The 21,892-nt window shown below is 40.6% G+C and carries 22 protein-coding genes; 13 read left to right on the forward strand and 9 right to left on the reverse strand.

Features of this window, described 5'->3' with window-relative positions; genetic code table 11:
• Nucleotides 1-4: 4 nt before the first annotated feature.
• Nucleotides 5-1,357 carry a M28 family peptidase gene (locus BUE31_RS20155; protein WP_073405645.1) on the forward strand — a complete coding sequence of 451 codons (1,353 nt, stop codon included), beginning with the start codon at nt 5-7 and terminating at the stop codon, nt 1,355-1,357.
• Nucleotides 1,358-1,431: 74 nt separating this feature from the next.
• Here BUE31_RS20155 and BUE31_RS20160 read toward each other — a convergent pair whose 3' ends face one another.
• From BUE31_RS20160 to BUE31_RS20170, 3 genes are read right to left on the reverse strand one after another with little or no spacing between them, the layout of a single operon-like run.
• Nucleotides 1,432-2,250 (reverse strand): ABC transporter permease, encoded by an 819-nt coding sequence (locus tag BUE31_RS20160; RefSeq protein WP_073405646.1) that lies wholly within the window; start codon nt 2,248-2,250, stop codon nt 1,432-1,434.
• A 6-nt stretch (nt 2,251-2,256) separates the two neighbouring features.
• Nucleotides 2,257-3,156 (reverse strand): ABC transporter ATP-binding protein, encoded by a 900-nt coding sequence (locus BUE31_RS20165; RefSeq protein WP_073405647.1) that lies wholly within the window; start codon nt 3,154-3,156, stop codon nt 2,257-2,259.
• On the reverse strand, nt 3,150-3,353 hold the full coding sequence (locus BUE31_RS20170; protein WP_073405648.1) for a hypothetical protein: 204 nt from the start codon (nt 3,351-3,353) through the stop codon (nt 3,150-3,152). The genes BUE31_RS20165 and BUE31_RS20170 overlap by 7 nt, the downstream gene beginning before the upstream one ends.
• A 250-nt stretch (nt 3,354-3,603) precedes the next feature.
• Here BUE31_RS20170 and BUE31_RS20175 point away from each other — a divergent pair, with 250 nt between their 5' ends.
• Nucleotides 3,604-4,572, forward strand: a complete 969-nt coding sequence (locus BUE31_RS20175; protein ID WP_234997877.1) for a sensor histidine kinase — start codon at nt 3,604-3,606, stop codon at nt 4,570-4,572.
• A 1-nt stretch (nt 4,573) separates the two neighbouring features.
• Nucleotides 4,574-5,305 (forward strand): LytR/AlgR family response regulator transcription factor, encoded by a 732-nt coding sequence (locus tag BUE31_RS20180; protein WP_073405650.1) that lies wholly within the window; start codon nt 4,574-4,576, stop codon nt 5,303-5,305.
• Between the two features lie 60 nt (nt 5,306-5,365).
• Here BUE31_RS20180 and BUE31_RS20185 read toward each other — a convergent pair whose 3' ends face one another.
• Nucleotides 5,366-6,130, reverse strand: a complete 765-nt coding sequence (locus BUE31_RS20185; RefSeq protein WP_073405651.1) for a lysophospholipid acyltransferase family protein — start codon at nt 6,128-6,130, stop codon at nt 5,366-5,368.
• Nucleotides 6,131-6,262: 132 nt separating this feature from the next.
• Nucleotides 6,263-6,829, reverse strand: a complete 567-nt coding sequence (locus BUE31_RS20190; protein WP_073405652.1) for an NUDIX domain-containing protein — start codon at nt 6,827-6,829, stop codon at nt 6,263-6,265.
• A 137-nt stretch (nt 6,830-6,966) separates the two neighbouring features.
• Here BUE31_RS20190 and BUE31_RS20195 point away from each other — a divergent pair, with 137 nt between their 5' ends.
• Nucleotides 6,967-7,425 (forward strand): DUF6934 family protein, encoded by a 459-nt coding sequence (locus tag BUE31_RS20195; RefSeq protein WP_073405653.1) that lies wholly within the window; start codon nt 6,967-6,969, stop codon nt 7,423-7,425.
• Here the strand turns inward: BUE31_RS20195 and BUE31_RS20200 are convergent, their stop codons facing one another.
• Together BUE31_RS20200 and BUE31_RS20205 are read right to left on the reverse strand one after the other, a co-directional pair.
• Nucleotides 7,426-7,617, reverse strand: coding sequence for a hypothetical protein (locus tag BUE31_RS20200; protein WP_143167197.1), 192 nt, complete (start codon nt 7,615-7,617; stop codon nt 7,426-7,428).
• 87 nt (nt 7,618-7,704) lie between these two features.
• On the reverse strand, nt 7,705-8,520 hold the full coding sequence (locus tag BUE31_RS20205; RefSeq protein ID WP_073405655.1) for an alpha/beta hydrolase: 816 nt from the start codon (nt 8,518-8,520) through the stop codon (nt 7,705-7,707).
• Between the two features lie 197 nt (nt 8,521-8,717).
• On the opposite strand from BUE31_RS20205, the gene BUE31_RS20210 reads away from it, so the two are divergent.
• The 8 genes from BUE31_RS20210 (at nt 8,718) to BUE31_RS20245 (ending at nt 18,200) form a co-directional block, all read left to right on the forward strand.
• On the forward strand, nt 8,718-9,425 hold the full coding sequence (locus BUE31_RS20210) for an esterase family protein (RefSeq protein ID WP_073405656.1): 708 nt from the start codon (nt 8,718-8,720) through the stop codon (nt 9,423-9,425).
• A 96-nt stretch (nt 9,426-9,521) separates the two neighbouring features.
• On the forward strand, nt 9,522-10,595 hold the full coding sequence (locus tag BUE31_RS20215; RefSeq protein ID WP_073405657.1) for an ATP-grasp domain-containing protein: 1,074 nt from the start codon (nt 9,522-9,524) through the stop codon (nt 10,593-10,595).
• A gap of 62 nt (nt 10,596-10,657) precedes the next feature.
• Complete coding sequence (locus BUE31_RS20220) at nt 10,658-11,845, forward strand: carboxylate-amine ligase (RefSeq protein WP_234997878.1); 1,188 nt, start codon at nt 10,658-10,660, stop codon at nt 11,843-11,845.
• An 8-nt stretch (nt 11,846-11,853) separates the two neighbouring features.
• A complete protein-coding gene (locus BUE31_RS20225) occupies nt 11,854-12,693 on the forward strand; it encodes a type 1 glutamine amidotransferase (RefSeq protein WP_073405658.1) in 840 nt (279 codons plus the stop codon).
• Between the two features lie 108 nt (nt 12,694-12,801).
• Complete coding sequence (locus tag BUE31_RS20230) at nt 12,802-13,998, forward strand: hypothetical protein (protein WP_073405659.1); 1,197 nt, start codon at nt 12,802-12,804, stop codon at nt 13,996-13,998.
• Between the two features lie 165 nt (nt 13,999-14,163).
• A complete protein-coding gene (locus BUE31_RS20235; protein ID WP_073405660.1) occupies nt 14,164-14,325 on the forward strand; it encodes a FeoB-associated Cys-rich membrane protein in 162 nt (53 codons plus the stop codon).
• 56 nt (nt 14,326-14,381) lie between these two features.
• Nucleotides 14,382-17,759, forward strand: a complete 3,378-nt coding sequence (locus tag BUE31_RS20240) for a glycosyltransferase (protein WP_073405661.1) — start codon at nt 14,382-14,384, stop codon at nt 17,757-17,759.
• Between the two features lie 75 nt (nt 17,760-17,834).
• Nucleotides 17,835-18,200, forward strand: a complete 366-nt coding sequence (locus tag BUE31_RS20245) for a cupin domain-containing protein (RefSeq protein WP_073405662.1) — start codon at nt 17,835-17,837, stop codon at nt 18,198-18,200.
• A 16-nt stretch (nt 18,201-18,216) separates the two neighbouring features.
• Here the strand turns inward: BUE31_RS20245 and ispF are convergent, their stop codons facing one another.
• The gene (gene ispF, locus BUE31_RS20250) at nt 18,217-18,699 is read right to left on the reverse strand and encodes a 2-C-methyl-D-erythritol 2,4-cyclodiphosphate synthase (protein WP_073405663.1); all 483 of its coding nucleotides are present in this window, start codon (nt 18,697-18,699) and stop codon (nt 18,217-18,219) included.
• Nucleotides 18,699-19,880 carry a type IX secretion system outer membrane channel protein PorV gene (gene porV, locus BUE31_RS20255; protein ID WP_073405664.1) on the reverse strand — a complete coding sequence of 394 codons (1,182 nt, stop codon included), beginning with the start codon at nt 19,878-19,880 and terminating at the stop codon, nt 18,699-18,701. Before porV ends, ispF begins: the two co-directional genes overlap by 1 nt.
• A gap of 232 nt (nt 19,881-20,112) precedes the next feature.
• Here porV and BUE31_RS20260 point away from each other — a divergent pair, with 232 nt between their 5' ends.
• The gene (locus BUE31_RS20260; protein ID WP_073405665.1) at nt 20,113-21,825 is read left to right on the forward strand and encodes an SUMF1/EgtB/PvdO family nonheme iron enzyme; all 1,713 of its coding nucleotides are present in this window, start codon (nt 20,113-20,115) and stop codon (nt 21,823-21,825) included.
• Nucleotides 21,826-21,892: the final 67 nt, after the last annotated feature.

Genomic DNA, 21,892 nt, shown 5'->3' on the forward strand with positions numbered 1-21,892 from the left:
AATCATGAAAAAACTTTTACTTATTATTCCCGTGCTTTTTATTTTACAGGTATCGGCGCAAACCACCATTAAACAGGATGCGGCAATTAACCAAATGGTTGATGAAGTATCATCAAAAAACATTGAAGCAAACATCCGTAAGCTGGTGAGCTTTAAAAGCCGCCACACCCTGAGTGATACCACCAGCAAAACCGAGGGAAGTGGTGCAGCACGTAACTGGATAAAGGCCGAAATGGAGAAGTATGCGGCAGAATCGCAGGGCAGGATGACCGTTCAGTTTGATACATTCACCCAACCCAAAGGCGAACGGATTGATAAACCCGTGCATCTTAAAAACATACTGGCTACTTTAAAAGGAACCGACCCAAATGATACCAGGGTTTATATTGTATCCGGGCATTATGACTCACGGGTAAATGATGTGATGAATGCCAATGTTATTGAACCGGGCGCTAATGATGATGCTTCGGGATCGGCGGTATCAATGGAGCTGGCGCGGGTAATGAGCAAATGGTCGTTTCCGTCAACCATTATATTTATGTGTGTGGTGGGCGAAGAGCAGGGACTATATGGTTCAACAAATGTTGCCAAACGTGCAAAATCTGAAAAATGGAACGTTGATGCCATGCTGAATAACGATATTGTTGGCAATACCCACGGCATGGAAACCGATCTAAAAGATAACCGCAGTGTACGGGTATTTAGTGAGGGGGTCCCGTCAACTGCGGCAGGCAATGAAAAAGAGATCCGGAGTTTAATATCATTAGGTGGTGAGAATGACAGTCCATCGCGCGAGCTAGCCCGGTATATTAAGGAAACTGCTGAGCGCTACGTTGATCAGCTTGATGTAAAACTGATTTATCGCAGAGACCGTTTCCTTAGAGGCGGCGACCATGTACCTTTTTTACAGCAAGGGTTTACTGCGGTGCGTTTTACCGAAATGAATGAGGATTTCAACCGCCAGCACCAGGATATCCGCACCGAAAAGGATGTTGAATATGGCGATCTGCCCGATTTTGTTGATTTTAACTATGTACAAAAGGTAGCCCGAATGAATCTTTCCGTTTTGGCAAATCTGGCCTTTGCCCCTGCCGAACCAGAAAATGTTGGTATAGTTACCAGCGGTTTAACTAATAAAACAACCTTAAAATGGGAAACGCCAAAAGCAGGCAAAAAGCCGGCAGGCTATTATGTGCTAATGCGCGAAACTACAAGCCCCTACTGGGAAAAGAAATTTTATGTGGAAGGTGCCGGTTTAACGCTCAGCTACTCAAAAGATAATTACTTTTTTGCCGTACAATCTGTTGATGAAAAGGGGCATGAGAGCTTGCCGGTGTATCCGAAGCCCATCAGGTAGAGACGCAATACTTTGCGTCTAAGTTTATACAAGCCTAAAAATCTTCAAAGACGCAAAGTATTGCGTCTCTACAATCATTTCACACTCTTTTTCATCACAATAAAGTATCCGGCAATAAAAACCACCACTGCTATAATGAGGCTTATCCCGGTATCTTTTGTAAACAAGTCAATGGTAAGGTTCGGGTTTATGGGTGATGGGTGATCACCACCTTTGGGCTGCCCCTGGGATAAAGCACGCATGGCCATCATGGGGTGCGAGTAGGGAAAAAGATAAGCATATTCCCAATTGTTTGAAGCTAAAATACTGCCTGTTATAGTGCACACAAAACCAATACCCATGGGCTTTAAAAAGTCGCTGAATAAAAGGCTCAGTAAAAACTGGATGGAAAGAATGCCTAATGAGGCCAGGAAAAATTTTAAATAAAGTTGTGTTAAAATGCCGGCTACATTGTATTCACCAAACTTTAATTGCGGTTTAACCAACCCTAATAAATTACCAAAACCAAGGGTAAACACAACAAATAAAGCCAGGCAAAAGAATATAAGAAAGAATGCGTAAAAGTATTTGGCAGCATAAACTGATAGTTTTGGAATAGGCAGGCTAAACAAGGTTTTCCAGGTATCGGCCTTGTGCTCAACATTATTAACTGAATAAGCAATAAAAATTATCAGCATAGGCAACAGCAACAAGCCCATAATGCCCAATATAGCACCTGCCAATTGAAACCATAGTATCATTGCAGGTGTGTTGATCATACGGTCGGCTTTTACAAAAAAACCTATAAAAAGCATCAGGCAAAGCAGCAGTGGCAGTAAAACAGCGCTCCAAAAACCCATGGTTTTACGCGTTTTATAAAATTCAGACCGGAACGATAGTATAAATCCTTTCATATTGGCTTAGGCGTTTTGAGTGATGGCTAAAAATAATTTCTCCAGGTCCTGCTGTTGTTTGTTTATGCTGTATATGGTGTAGCCGTTTTGGTTCAGCAGTGCGTTTATTTCACCCATGTTTTCTTTCGAAGTAAAGGGAACAAACAAATGATGGTCATTAACTTCAGAAACTGCGAAGTTGTTCTTCTTTAAAAAATTAGCAGCTTCAACGGTGCGGTCGGCTTCAATTTGTATGGAAGGCTTATTTAACGCTTCCAACTCCTGGATACTTCCCTGGAACATGAGTTCGCCAAAATTAATGATTCCGACATGAGTAGCCATCTTTTGAATTTCGGCCAGTAAATGGCTCGATATAAAAACGGTTTTTTTATACTCTCCAGTAAGCTTCATTAAAAGCTCACGGATCTCTATTATTCCGTTAGGGTCAAGCCCGTTAGTGGGCTCATCAAGTATAAGCAGCTTCGGGTCTGACAGTAGTGCCAGGGCAATTCCCAGGCGTTGTTTCATACCCAATGAATATTGGCCTGCTTTTTTATGTGCGGCATCCTGTAAATGCACCAGGGTAAGCATCTCATCAACCCTTTTTTCTGGAATCTGTAATAATAATGCCCGGTTAAGCAGGTTTTCTTTCCCGGTAAGATGAAGATATATAGCAGGCTGCTCAATAAGCGAACCTATTTGCGACAGAATTTTTATGCGGTTGCTTTGCAGCTCGAGGTCAAAAATATTAATGCTGCCTTCCTGCGTTTTCAGCAGGTTAAGCAGCAATTTTATTGTAGTGGTTTTTCCGGCCCCGTTTGGGCCAAGGAAACCATATATACTTCCTTCCGGAACTTGTAGCGATAATGATTTGACAACTGTTTGATTGCCAAACGTAAAGGTTAGGTTATTGGTACTAATTACCATACTTTTTCTTTAGCTACAGCGCATACAGTTTTTACTAAACTAACACTTTTATAAAAAAGAGAGGTAGCATGGGCTGTAGTACCAACTATAGCTTCTCTTTTATGTTGAAACTGGTAACTAACACCCATTACAAGGGCAAACAATACCGGAACCAGTAATAAGATAAAAGGATTTGAGTTTTTAATAAGCGTTTTCATTGTGATTGCTTTTGATGATACAAAGAAATATCAAAAAAATGACCTGCTAAAAACATTTAGACCAACACACAGGATTCATAGATGAACAACTATATAAGCAATTCAGCCTGTTCGTCGGAGAATTCAGCCAGTTTATCGACAAAAGCCGATACTATATATAATATTAATACTTTAGCCCCCTGTAAATATTAATTTAGGTGTGATGAAAAGCCGTTGGCAAATATTCTGGCATGTATTTTTTTGGGTCGTAATGATCTCATTTTTAATTTTCATCTCTCAACTTGATGAAAAGAAAATAGATGTTAATGAGATTCTTGTAGTATTTGTCTTATTCCCTTTTATAAATATCACCCTGTTTTATATCAATTACCTGATTTTGCTACCCCGTTTTTTTCATAAAAAGCGATATACTGTTTACGTAATAATCATTGCTATAATTGTTGTCTTATTCGGACTTGGTAAATATGGCATCGGGCTTATTTTTAAACAATATGTACTGGTTCATGGTAATGGCCACGTAGTTGGTTTTGGCACATATTTTATAGGCACAGCGTTTACCAGCCTGTTCTTTTTATTTTTAAGCACCGCATTAAAATTTGCTATTGATTGGTTTTTAAACGAGCGCATTCAGCGGGATTTGGAAAACCAGCGTTTAAGCGCCGAACTGGCTTTTCTGAAATCGCAGATCAATCCGCATTTTCTGTTCAATTCATTGAACAGTATTTATTCGCTAGCTTATCAGCGGTCGGCAACTACGCCAGAGGCTATATTGAAGCTATCCGAAATTATGCGTTACATGCTTTATGAATGTAATGATAATAAGGTTGATTTGGCCAAAGAGCTTCAATACCTTCAAAATTATATCGACCTTCAAAAAATAAGGTTCAGCAATAAAGCCTATATTGATTATAAGGTTGAAGGGAAAATACAAAACCAGCAAATAGTACCGTTATTGCTTATAGCATTTATTGAAAATGCTTTTAAACACGGTGTTGCAAATAATCCGCTTACCCCTATCCGGCTATTAATTGACGTTGATGAGGAGCATTTGCATTTTTACATACAAAATAAAAAACACAATAATAACCGCGATGCCTCAGGCGGAATTGGTTTGAATAATGTTAAACGCAGGCTAAATTTGCTATATCCAAATAAATATAATTTGGATATAAACGATGAAACAGATACCTACACAGTTGAATTATCTTTAGTTTTATAAAATGATCAGATGCCTTATTGTTGATGACGAGCCTTTGGCACTGCATATACTGGAAGACTATATTTCAAAGATCCCGTTTTTGCAATTGGTTAAGGCCACAACAAACCCTATTGAAGCACTTACACTGGTACAGGAAAAACTTGTAGACCTTGTTTTTTTGGATGTACAAATGCCTGAGCTTACCGGGATCCAGTTTTTACGCATAGCAAACGGCAAGGCAAAAGTTATTTTAACTACAGCCTACCCGCAGTATGCCCTTGAAGGTTATGAGCTTGATGTAATTGACTATTTGCTTAAGCCAATAGCGTTTGATCGCTTTTTTAAATCGGTTCAAAAAGCGCAGGCTGTTTTACAACCCGCTGCGGCCCCTGTTCAATCCGAACCTGCTCCACAACAAAAACAGCAGGACCTGTTAAGCGATTTTATTTTTGTAAAAACAGAGCATAAAATCCAGAAAGTATACCTGAATAATATCCTTTTTATTGAAGGCCTGAAAGATTATATTTCGATATTCACTCCAGCCGAGCGGATCATCACCCTTCAAAATATGAAGAAGATGGAAGACGCGCTGCCCGAAAAGCATTTTATCCGCGTACACAAATCATACATCGTATCTATCAATAAGATTGATAGTATTGAACGCAGCCGCATTTTTATTGGCGATAAGGTGATACCGGTAGGCGATACTTACAGGGAAGAGTTTTTTAAGATAGTTGACGGGAAGAATATTTAGGCCAGGCCCCCCGGCCCCTTAAAGGGGGAGTGCCTATAACATTAAAGATTATTAAACCCGTTATAATTCCCCCTTTAGGGGGCTAGGGGCTACCTGGTTTAGCGCTTCCTTTATCCTTATCTCTGCTTCTTTAACCAATTCCTCTGCCGGTCTTCCGTTTGGCTCAATGGGTTCAAGTACCTCCCAGGTTGCTTTTGTGAATGTATTGAGCGGGTAAAATCCATTTTGAGTTAGCTTCCATGAGTTATTGATAGCTATGGGTACCAATAATGCTTCCGGGCATTTTTTCAGTATGGTTGCAATACCACCAACCTGGAATGGTTTTACTATTCCATTTTTTGAACGTGTGCCCTCCGGAAAAATAACAGTTGACCACTTATTTTCTTTCATCCGGGTAGCCAGTTTAACTAATTCGGTAACGGATTGCCGTGAATCATTACGGTCGATATTGGCGCCCCCGCCATATTTTAAGTTGTATGAGATAGATGGAATGCCTTTGGTGAGCTCAATTTTTGAGATGAATTTAGCGTGATACTTACGCAGGTAATAAATAAGCGGCGGAATATCTGCCAGGCTTTGGTGATTTGCCATAAAAATTATGGGGCGGCCAATCGGCAGGTTTTGTTTATTGATAAATATTACCCGGTTACCAGTCAGGTAAAAAGTCCGCAGAAGGCATAAGTTCAAAAAATCAACTACCTTTTTATGTGCTGCATAACCAAAAAGTTTATAAGCAATCCATTGTAACGGGTGAAAAATAAGTAGCGCCAGGAAAAACGCAACAATAGTAAGCGGCGATAAAATATATCCGAAAAGCTTTCTCATAAAGTTTTCAAAGTTAATTATTTCAGTTGAATGGTTGATTGAGTTAGATTAAGTTGAATGAGTTAAAAATAGTCCGAAAGTCGGGAAAGTCCGGAAAACCGTAAGAAGCTGCATATGCTTATACAAACTTAATCACTCACTTAACTTCTCCTCTAATATCAATAATTGCACTCTTAATACTGCCGCTACGGTCATTGCATCTGTAATGACACCATCGCAAACCATTTGATAAACTTCTGCAAAGGGTAGCTTATGAATTATTAACTGTTCGGTATCTTCAGGTTCGGCTTCAAATTGTTGCAGGTTACGGGCCAGGTAAAGAATGCTGAGTTCATCGCTTACAGAATTGGAAAGATGCAGGCGCTGGATCTCTGTCCACTTTGAGGCTTTAAGGCCGGTTTCTTCAAGCAGTTCGCGTTTTGCAGATTCGAGGGGGTCAGTACCAACGGGGCCACCTCCTTCGGGCATTTCCCAGCTGTATTGTCCCAATGCAAAGCGGAATTGGCCAACCAGGTAAGTGTTCAGCTCCTCGTCCAAAGGCAATACACCAATGGCTATATTTTTAAAATGGACTTTGCCGTAAATCCCGGGGTTGCCAGACGGGTTGATAACCTGGTATTCGGTTACATTGATCCACGGGTTATCATAAACAGCTTGGTCAGATGTTATTTGCCAGGGGTTTTCTTCGGGGTGGTACATAGGGTAAAAATGCTGAAAATATGTGAAATATAAACTTATAGTAATTATAATCAAACACCCATTTTTTGGTGTCAATTTGGCCTATAAAAAGTTCATTGAACTTTAAATTCAGTTGTTCTTTATATAGATTTACAGTGATGAATAACGACAGATATGATAATATAGAAATTGCTCCAAATTTTAGATTTTTTACATTTGTCAGTCAAGGTATACATGGTCGGTTAATCAAAGTTGTAACTTTTACTGATTTTCTAAGAGTAGAAAACACATTCAATTTATCGTTAGGTACTTTACTTCCTAATGGGAAAATAGACTATGATACTATTACAAATAATGGAGACCGTAATAAAATCTTGACAACCGTAGCCTTGATAATTGGCATTTTTATTCAGCAACATCGTGGAATCAGCGTATACGTTACAGGAAGTGATAAAAGGAGAACCTTGTTATACCAAAGAGCAATAACTTATGGGTATGAAGAGTTAATAGAACTTTTTAATATTTACGGTGATTTCTCTTCGGAATCGGAAGAGAGCAAATTTGAACCATTCGATAGTTCAAAAAATTATTCAGGTTTTCTAATCCAGGAGAAATAATCAGTGTGCCGATTCTTTTTTAAAAGATTTAAAATTCAATTCAGATTGTTTGCTGAATTTCTTTTCGATCTTATCCATTTTTTCAGGTCTATATTCAGGGCCAGTATATTTGTTAAGGTCCTCATTTATGACCAATGTCATCCCAAACGTATTTTCAATGTGCAGCTCTGTATTTTTCTTTTGGTCTTTCATCTTGAACTTTCTAATTGCCTCGCCACCCTTATCCACACAAATATAATCACAATTATTTAAAATAGTTCTCTCTAATAAGTCAAAGTTTTATCTCCCAAATGCCCAAATCAAAAACTTAGGCATGGCTTTGGCCCAGGTTTCAGTGTTGTGGGTGCCGCCTACCATTTCAATATACTGAACATCCGCAGGGCGGGTAAAGCCTTTATTTTCCAGTTCTTTTATCAGATCCACAGTATCATCAATAGAATCAATGATCCCGTTTTTGTTGCGGTCGCTGGTTTCATCTTTCGTGCCGGTCTGCAGCCAGATTTTGATATTGGGTTTAACAGCGGTGTCTTTTATTATGTTGTGCATAATCCGGTCACCTTCAGTATATCCTTTAGCAAGATCCTTGCTGCGCCACCAGAAAGAACCCGAGAATACACCAACCTTATCAAAAAGGTCCGGGTTATTCCAGGTTATATCCAATGCAGATAATCCACCTAAGGAAAATCCGGCATAGGCTGTTGAATTGAATTTCTCAATGCCTGTCAATTTGGTAATTGCAGGCAACAGCTCGGTTTTAATAAATGCTGTATATAATGCAGCCTTCGATCCCCTCTTTTTAAAATCAGGGTTGCCGGCAGTTCCGTATTCCAGCAGGCGTTCATCGCCGGCATGTATAGCGACAACCAATACAGGTTTTATCCTGTTAATACTGGTTAAATCCTGTAAGGTTTCTTTTAACTTAAGGTTTTCGGCTTCCTGCCCGTCATTCAGTAATAATAAATTCAGGGGTTCTGTTATTTCATTGTCTTCAGGCATTAGCAATGTGCATTCCACATCGCGCTTAAGCACATCAGACTTTATTGTTATATTATTTTCAGTGATAGTTATCTCCATCTCCTGCCAGCTCACGTACATCTCTATTTTAATTTAATTAAGGCCGCAAATTTACGGTTATCATTTTACAATCGGAAAATTTGGCGATTTGATGATCTGGAAATGATAAAAGCCCATCCTTTTACCCCTGAATTGCCTGATTTTCAAATCTTCAAATTAAAACCTTGAATTTTTCAAACAAACAAGTTATCTTACAATCATAAATAAACCCAAATACTTTGACAGAAAAATATCACCGCTGGTATTCACAAAATCTTGGACTTGATGTAGAGATGCTGGTTTTTGGCGACCGCGGCTACCCGGTTATACTTTTCCCTACTTCGCAGGGGAAGTACTACCAAAATAAAGATGAAGGGCTTATTGAAAGTGTGCGATGGTTTGTTGAAGAAGGCCTCGTAAAAATTTACTGCCCGGATAGCTTCGACTGGTTAACCTGGTACAATAAGAGTATTAGCCCGGCAGAGCGGGCACACCGTTATTCCTGGTATGATAAAATGCTTACTGATGAACTGGCGCCCTGGGCTATGTACGAAACCGGGGTTAGTAAAGTAGCTACTGCCGGCTGCAGTTTTGGCGGGTATCACGCGGCAAACTTTGCATTAAAGCACCCAGACAAAGTGGGCAACCTGTTTAGCATGAGCGGGGCCTTTGATATGAAGCAATTTACCGATGGCTTTTATAATGATGATGTGTTTTATAATAACCCGGTTGATTTTTTGCCGGGCAGTACCCAGCATGATCTGTGGCATATGAATATTATTCTCGGTACTGCGGAGCATGATATTTGCCTGGAAGATAACAAACGGATGTCAAACATTATGAACCAAAAGCATATTAACCATTGGTTGGATGTACGCCCATTTGCCAGCCATGACTGGCCGATATGGAAGGAGATGTTTCCGCATTATTTATCAACAATAAGATAGGTGATAGAGATTAGAGGCTGGAGATTAGAGATTAGGCAGCGACAGTATAGGAATAAAAGAAGCTAGAATTAAGAACCAGAAAAATACATAACTACCATGAAAAAAATAGGAATCTTATTCGGACAGGAAAAATCATTCCCGCAGGCATTTGTTGACCGCATCAATCAAAAGGCTGATAAAAATATAAGCGCTGAGTTCGTTCGCATTGATAAGGTGATGCAAGCCGAACCATTGGATTATGCAGTAATTGTTGACCGGATATCGCAGGATGTGCCTTTTTACAGGGCTATGCTTAAAAATGCAGCCATTTGCGGCACTGCGGTAATTAACAACCCGTTTTGGTGGAGCGCTGATGAAAAATTCTTTAACAATGCACTGGCGGTTAAAATTGGAGTGCCGGTACCAAAAACGGTGATCCTGCCATCGAAAGACCTACCGGATGATACTACCGATCTGTCATTCCGGAACCTGGCCTATCCTTTGGATTGGGAAGGAATTTTTAAATATGTGGGCTTTCCGGCCTATATGAAGCCTTTTGACGGCGGCGGCTGGAAAGAGGTTTACCAGATAAATAACCTTGACGAGCTTTGGGATAAATACAATAAAACCAAACAATATGTGATGATGCTGCAGGAGGAAATTATTTTTGAAGATTATTTCCGCTGTTACTGCATTGGCGGCAAGCATGTGCGCATTATGCAATATGAACCGCGTAATCCGCACCACCTCCGCTATGAGCATGGCAAGGCCCCGGCAGCTAAAAAACTATTGGAAACTGTAAAGAATTATGTAATTAAGCTCAACAAGTATTTGGGCTATGATTTTAATACGGTTGAATTTGCAATAAGAGATGGTGTACCTTATGCCATTGACTTTTGCAACCCCGCTCCTGATGCTGAAGTAACCAGCGTTGGTCAGGAAAATTTTGAATGGGTGGTTGAAACCGCGGCAGATTATGCCATTGAACGCGCCAAAAAGCAAAAAGACGATAGTGATAACCTTACCTGGGGTGAATATGTAAAAACAGGCGCCGCAGGTCATCACCTTTTATCATCAGAGAAAAAAGTAGAGAAAAAGGCGGAGAAAAAAGAAGTAAGCGCAGGTATTATTGACCATGATATTGCTGCGGATAAAAAAGTTGCAAAGCCTAAAAAGGCCGTGAAAAAATAACCCTTTGTCATTCTGAACGAGAGCGAGGAATCTTCTAAGCAAAGCACGAACGCTGTAAAAGTATGGCGCAGGCAGATCAAATGTATAAGATTCTTCACTGCATTCAGAATGACAAAAATGATGAACCAACCAATTATAAAAGGCTAAATAAAATGAACGAGTTTACCTTAGGTGTTGAAGAAGAATTTATGGTGATTGACCCTGTGAGCAGGGAGCTAAAATCGCATGAGCAAAAAATTGTTGACAGCGCCCAAAAGATCCATGAGGACCAGGTAAAGGCCGAAATGCACCAGGCAGTAGTTGAGGTGGGCACTCACATTTGCCACAATACGGATGAAGCCCGCAAGGAAGTGGGCAAGCTGCGAGGAACTGTTGCCCAATTAGCCGGCGATATTGGCTTACGCATAGGTGCTGCGGGCACGCACCCGTTTTCGCACTGGCAGCACCAGTTGATAACAGACCACCCAAGATATTTTGAGATTGTGGATGAACTACAGGAAGCAGCCCGCTCAAACCTTATTTTTGGACTGCATGTGCATGTGGGCATCCAATCCCGCGATATGGCCATTCATATTGCTAACCAGGTGAGGTATTTTTTACCTCACGTTTATGCATTATCAACCAACTCGCCATTTTGGGAAGGGCGCAATACCGGTTATAAATCATTCCGCACCAAGGTGTTTGATAAATTTCCGCGCACTGGCATTCCTGATTATTTCAGTAGCATTGAGGAGTATGATAATTATATAAAGCTGCTTGTAAAAACCAATTGTATTGATAATGCCAAAAAGATCTGGTGGGATATCCGCGTTCACCCGTTTTTTGAAACCATTGAGTTCCGCATTTGCGATTGCCCTATGCTGATTGATGAAACCATGACCTTTGTAGCACTCTTCCAGGCATTATGTGCTAAATTGTATAAGCTGCGCCTGCAAAACATGTCATTTATTAATTACAATCGCGCGCTCATCAACGAAAACAAATGGCGCGCAGCCCGGTATGGCATTGATGGTAAAATGATAGATTTTGGTAAAGAGATGGAAGTAAATACCCGGGGGTTAATACTGGAGCTGCTGGATTTTATTGACGATGTGGTTGATGACCTTGGCTGCCGCGAGGACCTGCAATATGTACATAAAATACTGGAGCATGGCACCGGAGCCGACAGGCAGTTAGCAGTTTACGCGCAAAATAATAACTTTGCAGATGTGGTTGACTATATTACGTCACAAACGTTAAAAGGAATTTAGTAAGAGAGATGATACAAACAGAAAAACCGGAAATTAAAGTTGCCATTCTTGACCTCTATGATGGGATAGCCAACGAAGGAATGCGCGGTTTCCGCGAGATCTTAGATAGATACAAGATAAAAACCGGGCTTAATTTAAGTTACGAGGTATTTGATATCCGTAAAAAAGTTGAAGTGCCCGGAACTGATTTTGATATTTATATTTCAAGCGGCGGCCCCGGTAGCCCGATAGATAGTGAAGGTACTGAATGGGAAAAGAAATATTTTCAGCTGATAGACAAGCTGGAAGATCATAATCTTTCAAACACCTCACAAAAAAAATATGGCTTTTTTGTTTGTCACTCGTTCCAGTTAATGTGCCGCAAGTACCAGCTTGGCGATATAAACATGCGGCGCTCAGCCTCTTTTGGGGTGCTGCCCGTTCATAAAACACATGCTGCAATAAATGAGCCTATATTTGATGGTTTGGCTGATCCTTTTTACTCGGTTGATTCCAGGCTTTGGCAGGTGATAAACCCCGACGAGAAGCGCTTTACTGAGCTGGGCATGCAATTGCTGGCCATTGAAAAAGAGAGGCCGCATGTTGATCTGCCCCGGGCTATGATGGCTATCCGTTTTAGCGATTACTTTTTTTCGACCCAGTTTCATCCAGAAGCTGATGCCAAAGGTGTAAAATCACTTTTGCTAAAGGAAGAAAAAAAGAAAGAGGTAGTAGCTGAGCACGGCCTTGATAAATACAATGAAATGCTTGACAGGATTGAGGATCCAGATAAAATAACACACACCCAAAATACGATGATCCCTAACTTTTTGGATCAGGCTGTTTTGAGTTTGCAGGAAGCCTTATAGCTTGTCATTGCGAGGAACGAAGCAATCGCATGCTATACAGGGCGACGTGAAAAGTTCGCGATTGCTTCGTTCCTCGCAATGACAAGAGAGTTAATTTAGTATATTCCTATGAACCCATCTGCCAGAAAAAACTACAACACCAATTTCACCAAAGAAAAATATAAAAACTTTCTAAGCGATCTGAATGCAGGTCTGCGCGAACCCATTGCTTTTCGCGTTGCTGAAACACCTATTTTTTTAACGGATGATTTTCGGGATAAACTGATCTTGGCAGGGGATAATATTGTTGATACTATCCTTCAGCCTGATTTCAAAGAAATAACAGAACGCGCCATTCCAGAAAAATGGCGGGTGGCTAATGAAAATAGCCACCCGCATTTTATTGCGCTTGATTTTGGAGTTTGTAAGGATGAAAACGGCAGCATTGTACCCAAATTGATAGAGTTACAGGGTTTCCCTTCACTATATGGTTTCCAGGTAAACCTGGCTGATACCTACAGGGATAATTTTGAGATCCCAAATGATCAAACTGTATATTTTAGCGGGCTTGATAAATCGTCCTACATCAACCTGTTAAAAAAAACTATTGTTGGCGATTTTGAGCCAGGTGAAGTTGTATTAATGGATGTTAATGCACCCGAACAAAAAACAGCGGTCGATTTTTATTTAACGGAAAAATTTATTGGTACTCCTGTTGTTTCATTAAGTGACTTAGAGCAGGAAGGCGATCAGCTTTTTTACCGGGTTAACGACGAAAAAAAACGGATCAGGCGGATCTATAACCGGTTGATATTTGATGAGATAGAGGGAGACCCAAAGGCGTTTGAAAAGGTTGTAGATATAAGGCAGCCGCTGGATGTGGAATGGATAACGCACCCAAACTGGTTTTATCGCGTCAGCAAGTTTACCATGCCATTTTTAAAGGGCGATTACATCCCTAAAACTCAATTTTTACACGATCTGAAAGAAATCCCCGCCGATTTGGAAAACTATGTGCTTAAACCGCTGTTTTCATTTGCAGGGCAAGGGGTAATAATAGACGTTGTAAAAAATGACATTCAAAATATAAAGGATCCGGAAAACTGGATCCTGCAGCAAAAGGTAAATTATGAGCCGGTAGTACAAGCACCCGATGGTGGTGTTAAGGTTGAAATAAGGTTATTATACCTTTGGCCAAATGGCGATAAAAAGCCTACTTTAGCCATAAACCTTGCCCGTTTAAGCAGAGGTAAAATGATAGGTGTACGCTATAACCAGGATTTTGACTGGGTAGGTGGTACAGTTGCGTTTATGGGAGTTAGTTAATTAGAGATTAGAGACTGGAGATTAGTTGAATGTGGTAAAGCGTAAGCATTGCCCGCTTAGTCATTTTCCTAATCTCTAATCTCCGGTCTCTAATCTCTAACGTTAAACCAAATACTATTTCGGTTGTCTCTAACGTATATATATAAATTGTATTAAATTTGTGACATGAATATCCAGGTAATTATAATAGCTATACTATTTGCAGCAGCAGTTTTTTATGTTTGCAGACTTGTTTATAAAAACTTGTTTACGAAAAAAAGCTGCGGAAGTAACTGTAAATGCGGCGTGGATTTTTCGGCTATTGAAGCCGGTAAATCAAGCAAATAAAATAAACCATTTATATCCTTATAAAAGCAAGATAGTATTTTATTTAATAGAATTTAATGTCCAATAAACAGGTTTTTCAAACTGATACCCCGGGTAGATGGATCCGTTTTAAGTGGCTTAGCCGCGTCATTATTATTGTACTGGTTGCCAGTGTTGTTGCTGCCGCAATTACGGTAACTTCAAAACAATACCCAAGTCTACCAAACTTAAATCCTGCCCCAAAAAAACTTACTAAAGAAGAGCTTGATCAATTAAAAAAATCCAAAAAATATAAAGATTTTAAAATTGATAAACGCCAGATTCAAAAACTGGCAATAGCGCGTCATTTACACCAGCTAAAGCGCCCCAATAACAAAGACCGGATAAATGCTGCCTTTTACAGGCCATGGGAAGCACAGGCCTATTATTCGCTTGCTGAGCATATTGCCAAACTGGACATGATTGTAAGCGAGGGCTTTTTTATAAAGCCCAAAAGCGATACCATTGTTGCCAATGTTGATACAGGGCTCATCAATCTGAATAAAAAATATAAAAAGCCTGTGTTGATGACGTTATCAAACTACGTTAATATTAACAATGCTAATGGCGGATATGATAGTAAAGATGTTGAGCGCATTATTAAAGTTAAAAAGCTTCGTGTTGAGTTTATACAAAGCATTGTTCGTCAGCTAAAAAGATTTAATTTCCAAGGCGTTAACCTTGATTTTGACGAAATTAAAGACCGCAACAGCAAAAATTATATTGCCTTTGAAAATGACCTGTACGCCATATTGCACCCTGCCGGCCTTTTGGTAACCCAAAACGTAATTCCGGACGATGAGCAATTTAACCTTGAGCGCCTGCAGCATGTAAACGACTTTTTGTTTGTTATGGCTATTGATCAGCATAACGAAAACAGCAATGCCGGCGATCTTTCAAACCAACACTGGGTTGAAAAAATACTAGATGATGTTTGTACCCGCATTCCAAGTGAAAAAGTAATATTAACTGTTGCAGGCGGTGCATATGACTGGCCCGAAGGCAGCATTGGCAAAGCGATAGGTTATCCGCAGGCCATAAGTGTTGCACAGGAAAATAAGAGCAAGATTACCTTCGACCCGATGTCGGCAAATCTTCATTATACCTATTTTGATGATGACAGTTTAGAACATACCGTATATTTTACAGATGCCGTTACTAATTTTAACATTATCCGCCAAGCTGATGACTGGGCTACTGGTGGTGTTGCTTTGTGGCGTTTAGGATCGGAAGATCCCCGTTTATGGACATTTTTTCAGAAGAATCTATCGATTGATTCATTAAGAAAAACAGGGATCGATGTAAAACGATTAACCACCGTAGGCTCAAACAATAAGATCAACTATGATGGTGACGGGGAAGTACTTGACCTGATAACCACTCCAACTACAGGGCTGATTGATGTGAGGATGGATACAACTAATTTTGTTATAATCAGCCAAAACTATCTCAGGTTACCAACCAAATATGTAATAAAGAAATATGGCTATGCACCTGGTAAAATAGTTTTAACGTTTGACGATGGCCCCGACCCTGATTATACACCCCGCATTTTAGATATTTTAAAACGTGAGCATGTACCCGCCGCATTTTTTGTAGTAGGCTCAATGGCCGAAAAAAATATCTCCATCCTCCGCAGGGAGTATGAAGAGGGGTATGAAATTGGGAATCATACTTTTTTCCACCCTGATATTTCTACTGTTAGCATACAAAGGGTAAATCTTGAGCTAAATGCCACCCGGAAGCTAATTGAATCGGTAACCGGCAGAAGCACCATATTGTTCCGGCCGCCATTTAATGCCGATGCCGAGCCGCAAACCCTTGCCGAGGTTATCCCGGTAGAGGAAAGCCGTAAACAAAGCTATATTAACATCGGTGAATCAATTGACCCATGGGATTGGCAGCCAGGCGTAACTGCTGACAGTATTATTGCCCGCACCATCAGGCAAAAAGATGCGGGGTCCATGCTATTGCTGCATGATGCCGGGGGCGACACCCGTGAAGAAACTATAAAGGCATTACCTGAAATTATACATTTTTTCAAAAGCCACGGTTATAAATTCACCACTATAGCCGCTGTTTTAGGCAAAACCAAGGATGATCTGATGCCGCCAATTAAAGACGATGCTAATTCAGGTGTGTTGGGTTCGTTATATAACCTGCTGATCCAGTTTTATTTTTACGGTAACTGGTTTTTACTTTACCTTTTTCTGTCCGCTATTTTTCTTGCCGTTGGCCGCGTGATACTTATTGGAGTACTCGCAGTAAGGCAATATAGCGATGACAAAAAAATAAACCGTACCGTTGTCGATCTATCCTCGCTGCCACCCGTAAGTATAATTGTGCCGGGCTATAATGAGGAGGTTACCGCTATAAAAACCATTCAAAGCTTACTTAAAACGGAGTATAATATATTTGAGATAATTTTTGTTGATGACGGATCAAAGGATAAAACCTTTGAGCTTGTTAACGATGCTTATGGAAAGCATCCTTTGGTTAAAGTATTAACAAAACCAAACGGAGGCAAGGCATCGGCATTAAACTTTGGCATTAGCCATGCCCAATATGAATTTGTAGTTTGTATTGATGCAGATACGCAGTTAAAAGACGATGCCATATATCATTTAATGACCTATTTTACTGATGATGAAATTGGTGCGGTTGCAGGTACGGTTAAAGTAGGCAATGAAAATAACCTGATTACCCGCTGGCAGTCTATCGAATATATTACTGCCCAAAATATGGATCGTCGCGCTTTTGACCTGATCAATAGCATCACGGTTGTTCCGGGCGCTATAGGAGCATTCCGCAAGTCGGCTATAGATAAAGCCGGCGGCTTTACTTATGATACCCTGGCCGAGGATTGCGACCTTACCATGCGCATATTAAAGCAAGGCTATATAGTTAAAAACTGTGCCGAAGCGATTGCTTATACTGAAGCTCCTGAAACGCTTAATGGTTTATTAAAGCAACGTTTTCGCTGGAGTTTTGGCGTAATACAAAGCTTTTGGAAAAACAAGGATGCACTTTTTAATAAAAAATATAAATTTTTTGGCATGGTTGGTATGCCGAACATCCTTGTCTTCCAAATCGTTTTGCCTTTATTCTCCCCCATTGCCGACCTGACAATGATATTTGGCTTAATGAGCGACAAACCCGGTAAGATCCTGATATTTTACGCAGCATTTGTAGTGGTAGATCTGATAGTAGCTATTATTGCATTCCGGATGGAAAAGGAAGACTACAAAAAACTCATATACATTATACCGCAACGCTTTATATGGCGCCAGCTGATGTATTATATATTATTCAAATCAATACGTAAAGCCTTAAAAGGCGAGCTTAGCGGCTGGGGCGCATTAAAGCGTACCGGGAATGTAATTATTAAGAAGGATGTGCCTGTTAACAGTGATTAGAGACTGGAGATCAGAGGTTAGTTGCACATCAAACTGTTTCTGGAGCATAGATAGGGACGATAAATCAGTTTATTTATGGAAACACCATTGCTTACTGTAATTGATATTAGCGGCAAAACAGCCGAAATCAGCGACTTATATAAAAACCTGCCGCTTACTTTTATTAATGACCATGTGATAAGGGTCAGTGTTATGACTCAGCCATTTTACTGGCATTTACATCCAAACTCCGATGAAAGTTTTTTAGTTATTGAAGGCTCCCTGCTTATTGACCTGGAAAATACCACGATAGAATTGTTACCCGGGCAATTATTTACTGTTCCAAAAAACACCAATCATCGTACAAGGCCGGGTGGGAGCAAGTCAGTAAATCTCACATTTGAGCTTAAGGACATAGAAACTATAAAGACCGATGATCCGGAATATATTACCGGATCTTAACCTGCCTGTCCGCGAACTAAGCCTTCTCTATCAAACATACAGCGTAGGCAACAACGCCTTCTTCGCGGCCTATAAAGCCCAGTTTTTCGTTTGTGGTGGCTTTTATGGAGATGTCATCAGCATCGATACCCGCTGCCTGGGCTATATTGGCTTGCATAGCAGGGATGTGCGGGTTTATTTTTGGCGCTTCAAGGCATACCATAGCATCAATATTATTTATTTCCCAGCCTTTTTCTCTTAACAGTTTCATTACGTGCTGTAGCAGCACCAGGCTGCTGATACCACGCCACCGTTCATCCGTATTTGAAAAATGGTGACCAATATCGCGCAGATTAGCTGCTCCTAACAATGCGTCGCAAATTGCGTGTAACAATACATCGGCATCCGAATGTCCAAAAGCACCTGAATGATGCTCTAAATTAACTCCGCCTAAAACAAAGGGATGCTGTTCTTTTAACTGGTGTACATCAAACCCAAATCCTACTCTTATTTTCCCCATTATCTTTTACGGGAGTTTTTATCACCGCCAAAGCTGGCTGATATGGTAAAACGTAAAGTATTTGCCAATGGACTATTTTGCTGACTGGCAGCAAGGTATGAAAAGTCGAAAGTGTAGCTATCATACTTTAAACCTATGCCGGTAGTTAAATAATGCGCTCCGCCTTTGCTGGCATTTTGATAAAAATAGCCTGCCCTTATTGCAAATAGCTGGTTATACCAGTATTCAAAACCGGGTGAAATGGTGATCTCTTTCAATTCTTCGCTAAAGCCGCCGGGGGCATCGGCAAATGAGCCAAAAATACCGGCAGGAACTGAAATATTATCATCCTTACCCTTTATAATATTTCCATCAGCGTCGCGTATTGGAGGGGTTGGCACTAAAAGCTTATTAAAATCAACTGTAAAGGTTATTTGGTTATAATCATCAAGGTTTATGGTGTTGGCCACGCCTATTTTTAAATTAGCAGGCAAAAAATATTTAGGACCGGCATCGCTATAGCTGATCTTTGAACCAATGTTTGAGATATTTGTACCAAAGGCAAAAATGGCATCCGTTCCAAACTCCTGTAACGGTTTGTGGTAATACAACGATATGCCTGCTGATAATGCATTACCCGCCTTGGCCTGCTGCCCGGATCCTGTTGCGAAATATGCGTTTGAGAGACTGGAATGGATAAAACCAACGGTTAACCCAAGCGAAAGGCTTTCGCCAAACTTACGGGCGAAAGAGGTGTTTATTAAAAATTCATTGGGCGTATAGGTACCCTGGTTATTCTGGCTATTGTCTGTAAGCTGGATGCTGCCATAATTAAAATAACGTAATGATGCGCCAATGGTATTTCGGTCATCAATCTTATGTGCATAACTTAAATAAGATAAACTGATGTCAGGGACCAATTGCCGCAGCCATGGGCTGTATGATAAAGAAACATTATCATTATTTTCAAGATAAGCCAGCTTGGCCGGGTTCCAGTAGTTGGCGTTCACATCAGGCGTTAATGCAACACCTGCATCTCCCATTGCTCCTGAGCGCGAATCGGGCGTAATATTTAAAAAAGGTACTGCCGTAGGTATAGCTGTTGAGTAATTTGAGCCATTGGAGCTTGTTTGTGACATTGCCAACACAGGCATTAAAACCGAGGCACTAACAATAAGGGCTTTGCTGTATAAAAACTTCATTTGAGAAATTTACGCTTACTTTTAAAGTAATAAATATATGCTAATTGCAATCTATTACGTACAAGTGTACAAATAAGTTTTCCACCAAAATATTTAATGAAAACGCAACTCATAGCTAAAGTTTTTCGTTTAAAAGGCGATAAAGTTTTAATTTCTTTTAAAGATTAGGGTTAAAAAATTAGCATTTTAGGCAAAATGTTTTAAATTTACCCTTTAAATTAACTGTAAGAACATGAAAGTATTTTTTACTAAAACTGCGATAGTACTGTTGGGCGTAGGCACGGCGTTGAGCAGCTGCAGTAAACATCAGCAATCTGAAAAAACCGGGATGGCTTATAACGACAAAACAAATGGTGGTTATGAGCGGTTCAGGCAAACACACCCCTCACCAGGACCTGGGCTTATCCCTATTGAAGGTGGTACTTTTGTGGTAGGTGGCAGTGCAGATCAGGATGTTACTTATGACTATAATAATGTAAAACGCAGGGTAACTATCCCTTCTTTTTACATGGATGAAACAGAAGTTGCCAACCAGGACTGGCTTGATTACCTGCACTGGATAAATATTACCTATCCGCAGGATCATGAATTGTATTACAATGCCATTCCGGATACATTGGTATGGCGCAAGCCCCTGTCTTATAATGAGCCCTATGTTGATAACTATTTAAGGCACCCGGCCTTCCAGGACTACCCGGTTGTGGGTGTTACCTGGGATCAGGCACAGGATTATTGCCAGTGGAGAACCGATCGTACAAACGAAAACATTTTGCGCGAACGTGGAAACCTGGTAGCATGGAAAGATATGGGTGGTACAGGCAAAGGTAAAAATGCTACCCCTGCCCCTACAAATAAAGAGCCTTTTAATACTGATGTATATTTAAACGGACAAATAAGAGGCGCCGGAGTTGACGGTAAAAAAATGTTGCCTGATTTGAGCCCTAATGCAAAAGCAGCAGTTGGCGCCAATGGTAAAGGCGGTGGCAAGGCCGTAAGGCCTGTACGCCTGGAGGACGGGATCTTAAAACAAGGTTATCGTTTACCATCAGAAGCTGAATGGGAATATGCAGCGCTTGCCCTAATAGGCAATACTCAATTTGAAAACATTGACGATAATAAAGTTTATCCATGGAATGGCTTAGGCGTAAGATCATCAAAAAAAGCTACCCGCGGCTTAATATTGGCCAACTTTAAACGTGGCCAGGGTGATAATGCCGGTGTTGGCGGATACCTGAATGATAAGGCAGATATTACTGCTCCTGTAAGGCAATATCCACCAAATGATTTTGGTTTGTATAACATGGCAGGAAACGTAAATGAATGGGTACAGGATACATACCGTCAAACCTCATTTGAAGAGTTCGATGATTTTAACCCGTTCCGTGGTAATGAGTTTACCAATAAAAGGTTAGCTGACCCTACAAAAGGCCTTTATGCTAAAGATAAATATGGCAAGCCCATTAAGGATCCATCAAAATCAAATAAAAAGATGAAGTACAGCGAGCTGATTGCCTTACAACAGGCACAGGCTACTGGAACTGATCCAAACGCAGCGCCCGGCACTGCCGCCGCCGCACCTGCAGGAACAGCTCCCGGTGCTCCTGGTGCTACCACAGCGGCTTCGGCTATACCTGGCCAAAAGAATGATTTAGCAGGCAAACCTTATAATGCAGATTACAGGGGTTATAATGATACTGTGAACACCGCATTATATGGCAAAACCACGTTGGTTAATGACCATTCAAAGGTTTACAAAGGTGGTTCATGGAATGACATGGCATTTTGGTTAAACCCTGCAACCCGCCGTTTTATGAATGAAGATGATGCAAGTGCCGAAGTTGGTTTCCGTTGCGCAATGACATTGGTTGGCGCTCCTGAAATTCACCCTGAAGGTAAACCACACTACAGCGTTAAAAAACCAAAGCCTTATAAAGCTACCCGATAACATTTGGGAAAATACTAAACAAAAAAAAGCGCTCCAAACGGAGCGCTTTTTTTTTGTTTGTCTTTGA

This window comes from Mucilaginibacter sp. OK098 (assembly GCF_900142915.1).
Classification (GTDB): domain Bacteria; phylum Bacteroidota; class Bacteroidia; order Sphingobacteriales; family Sphingobacteriaceae; genus Mucilaginibacter.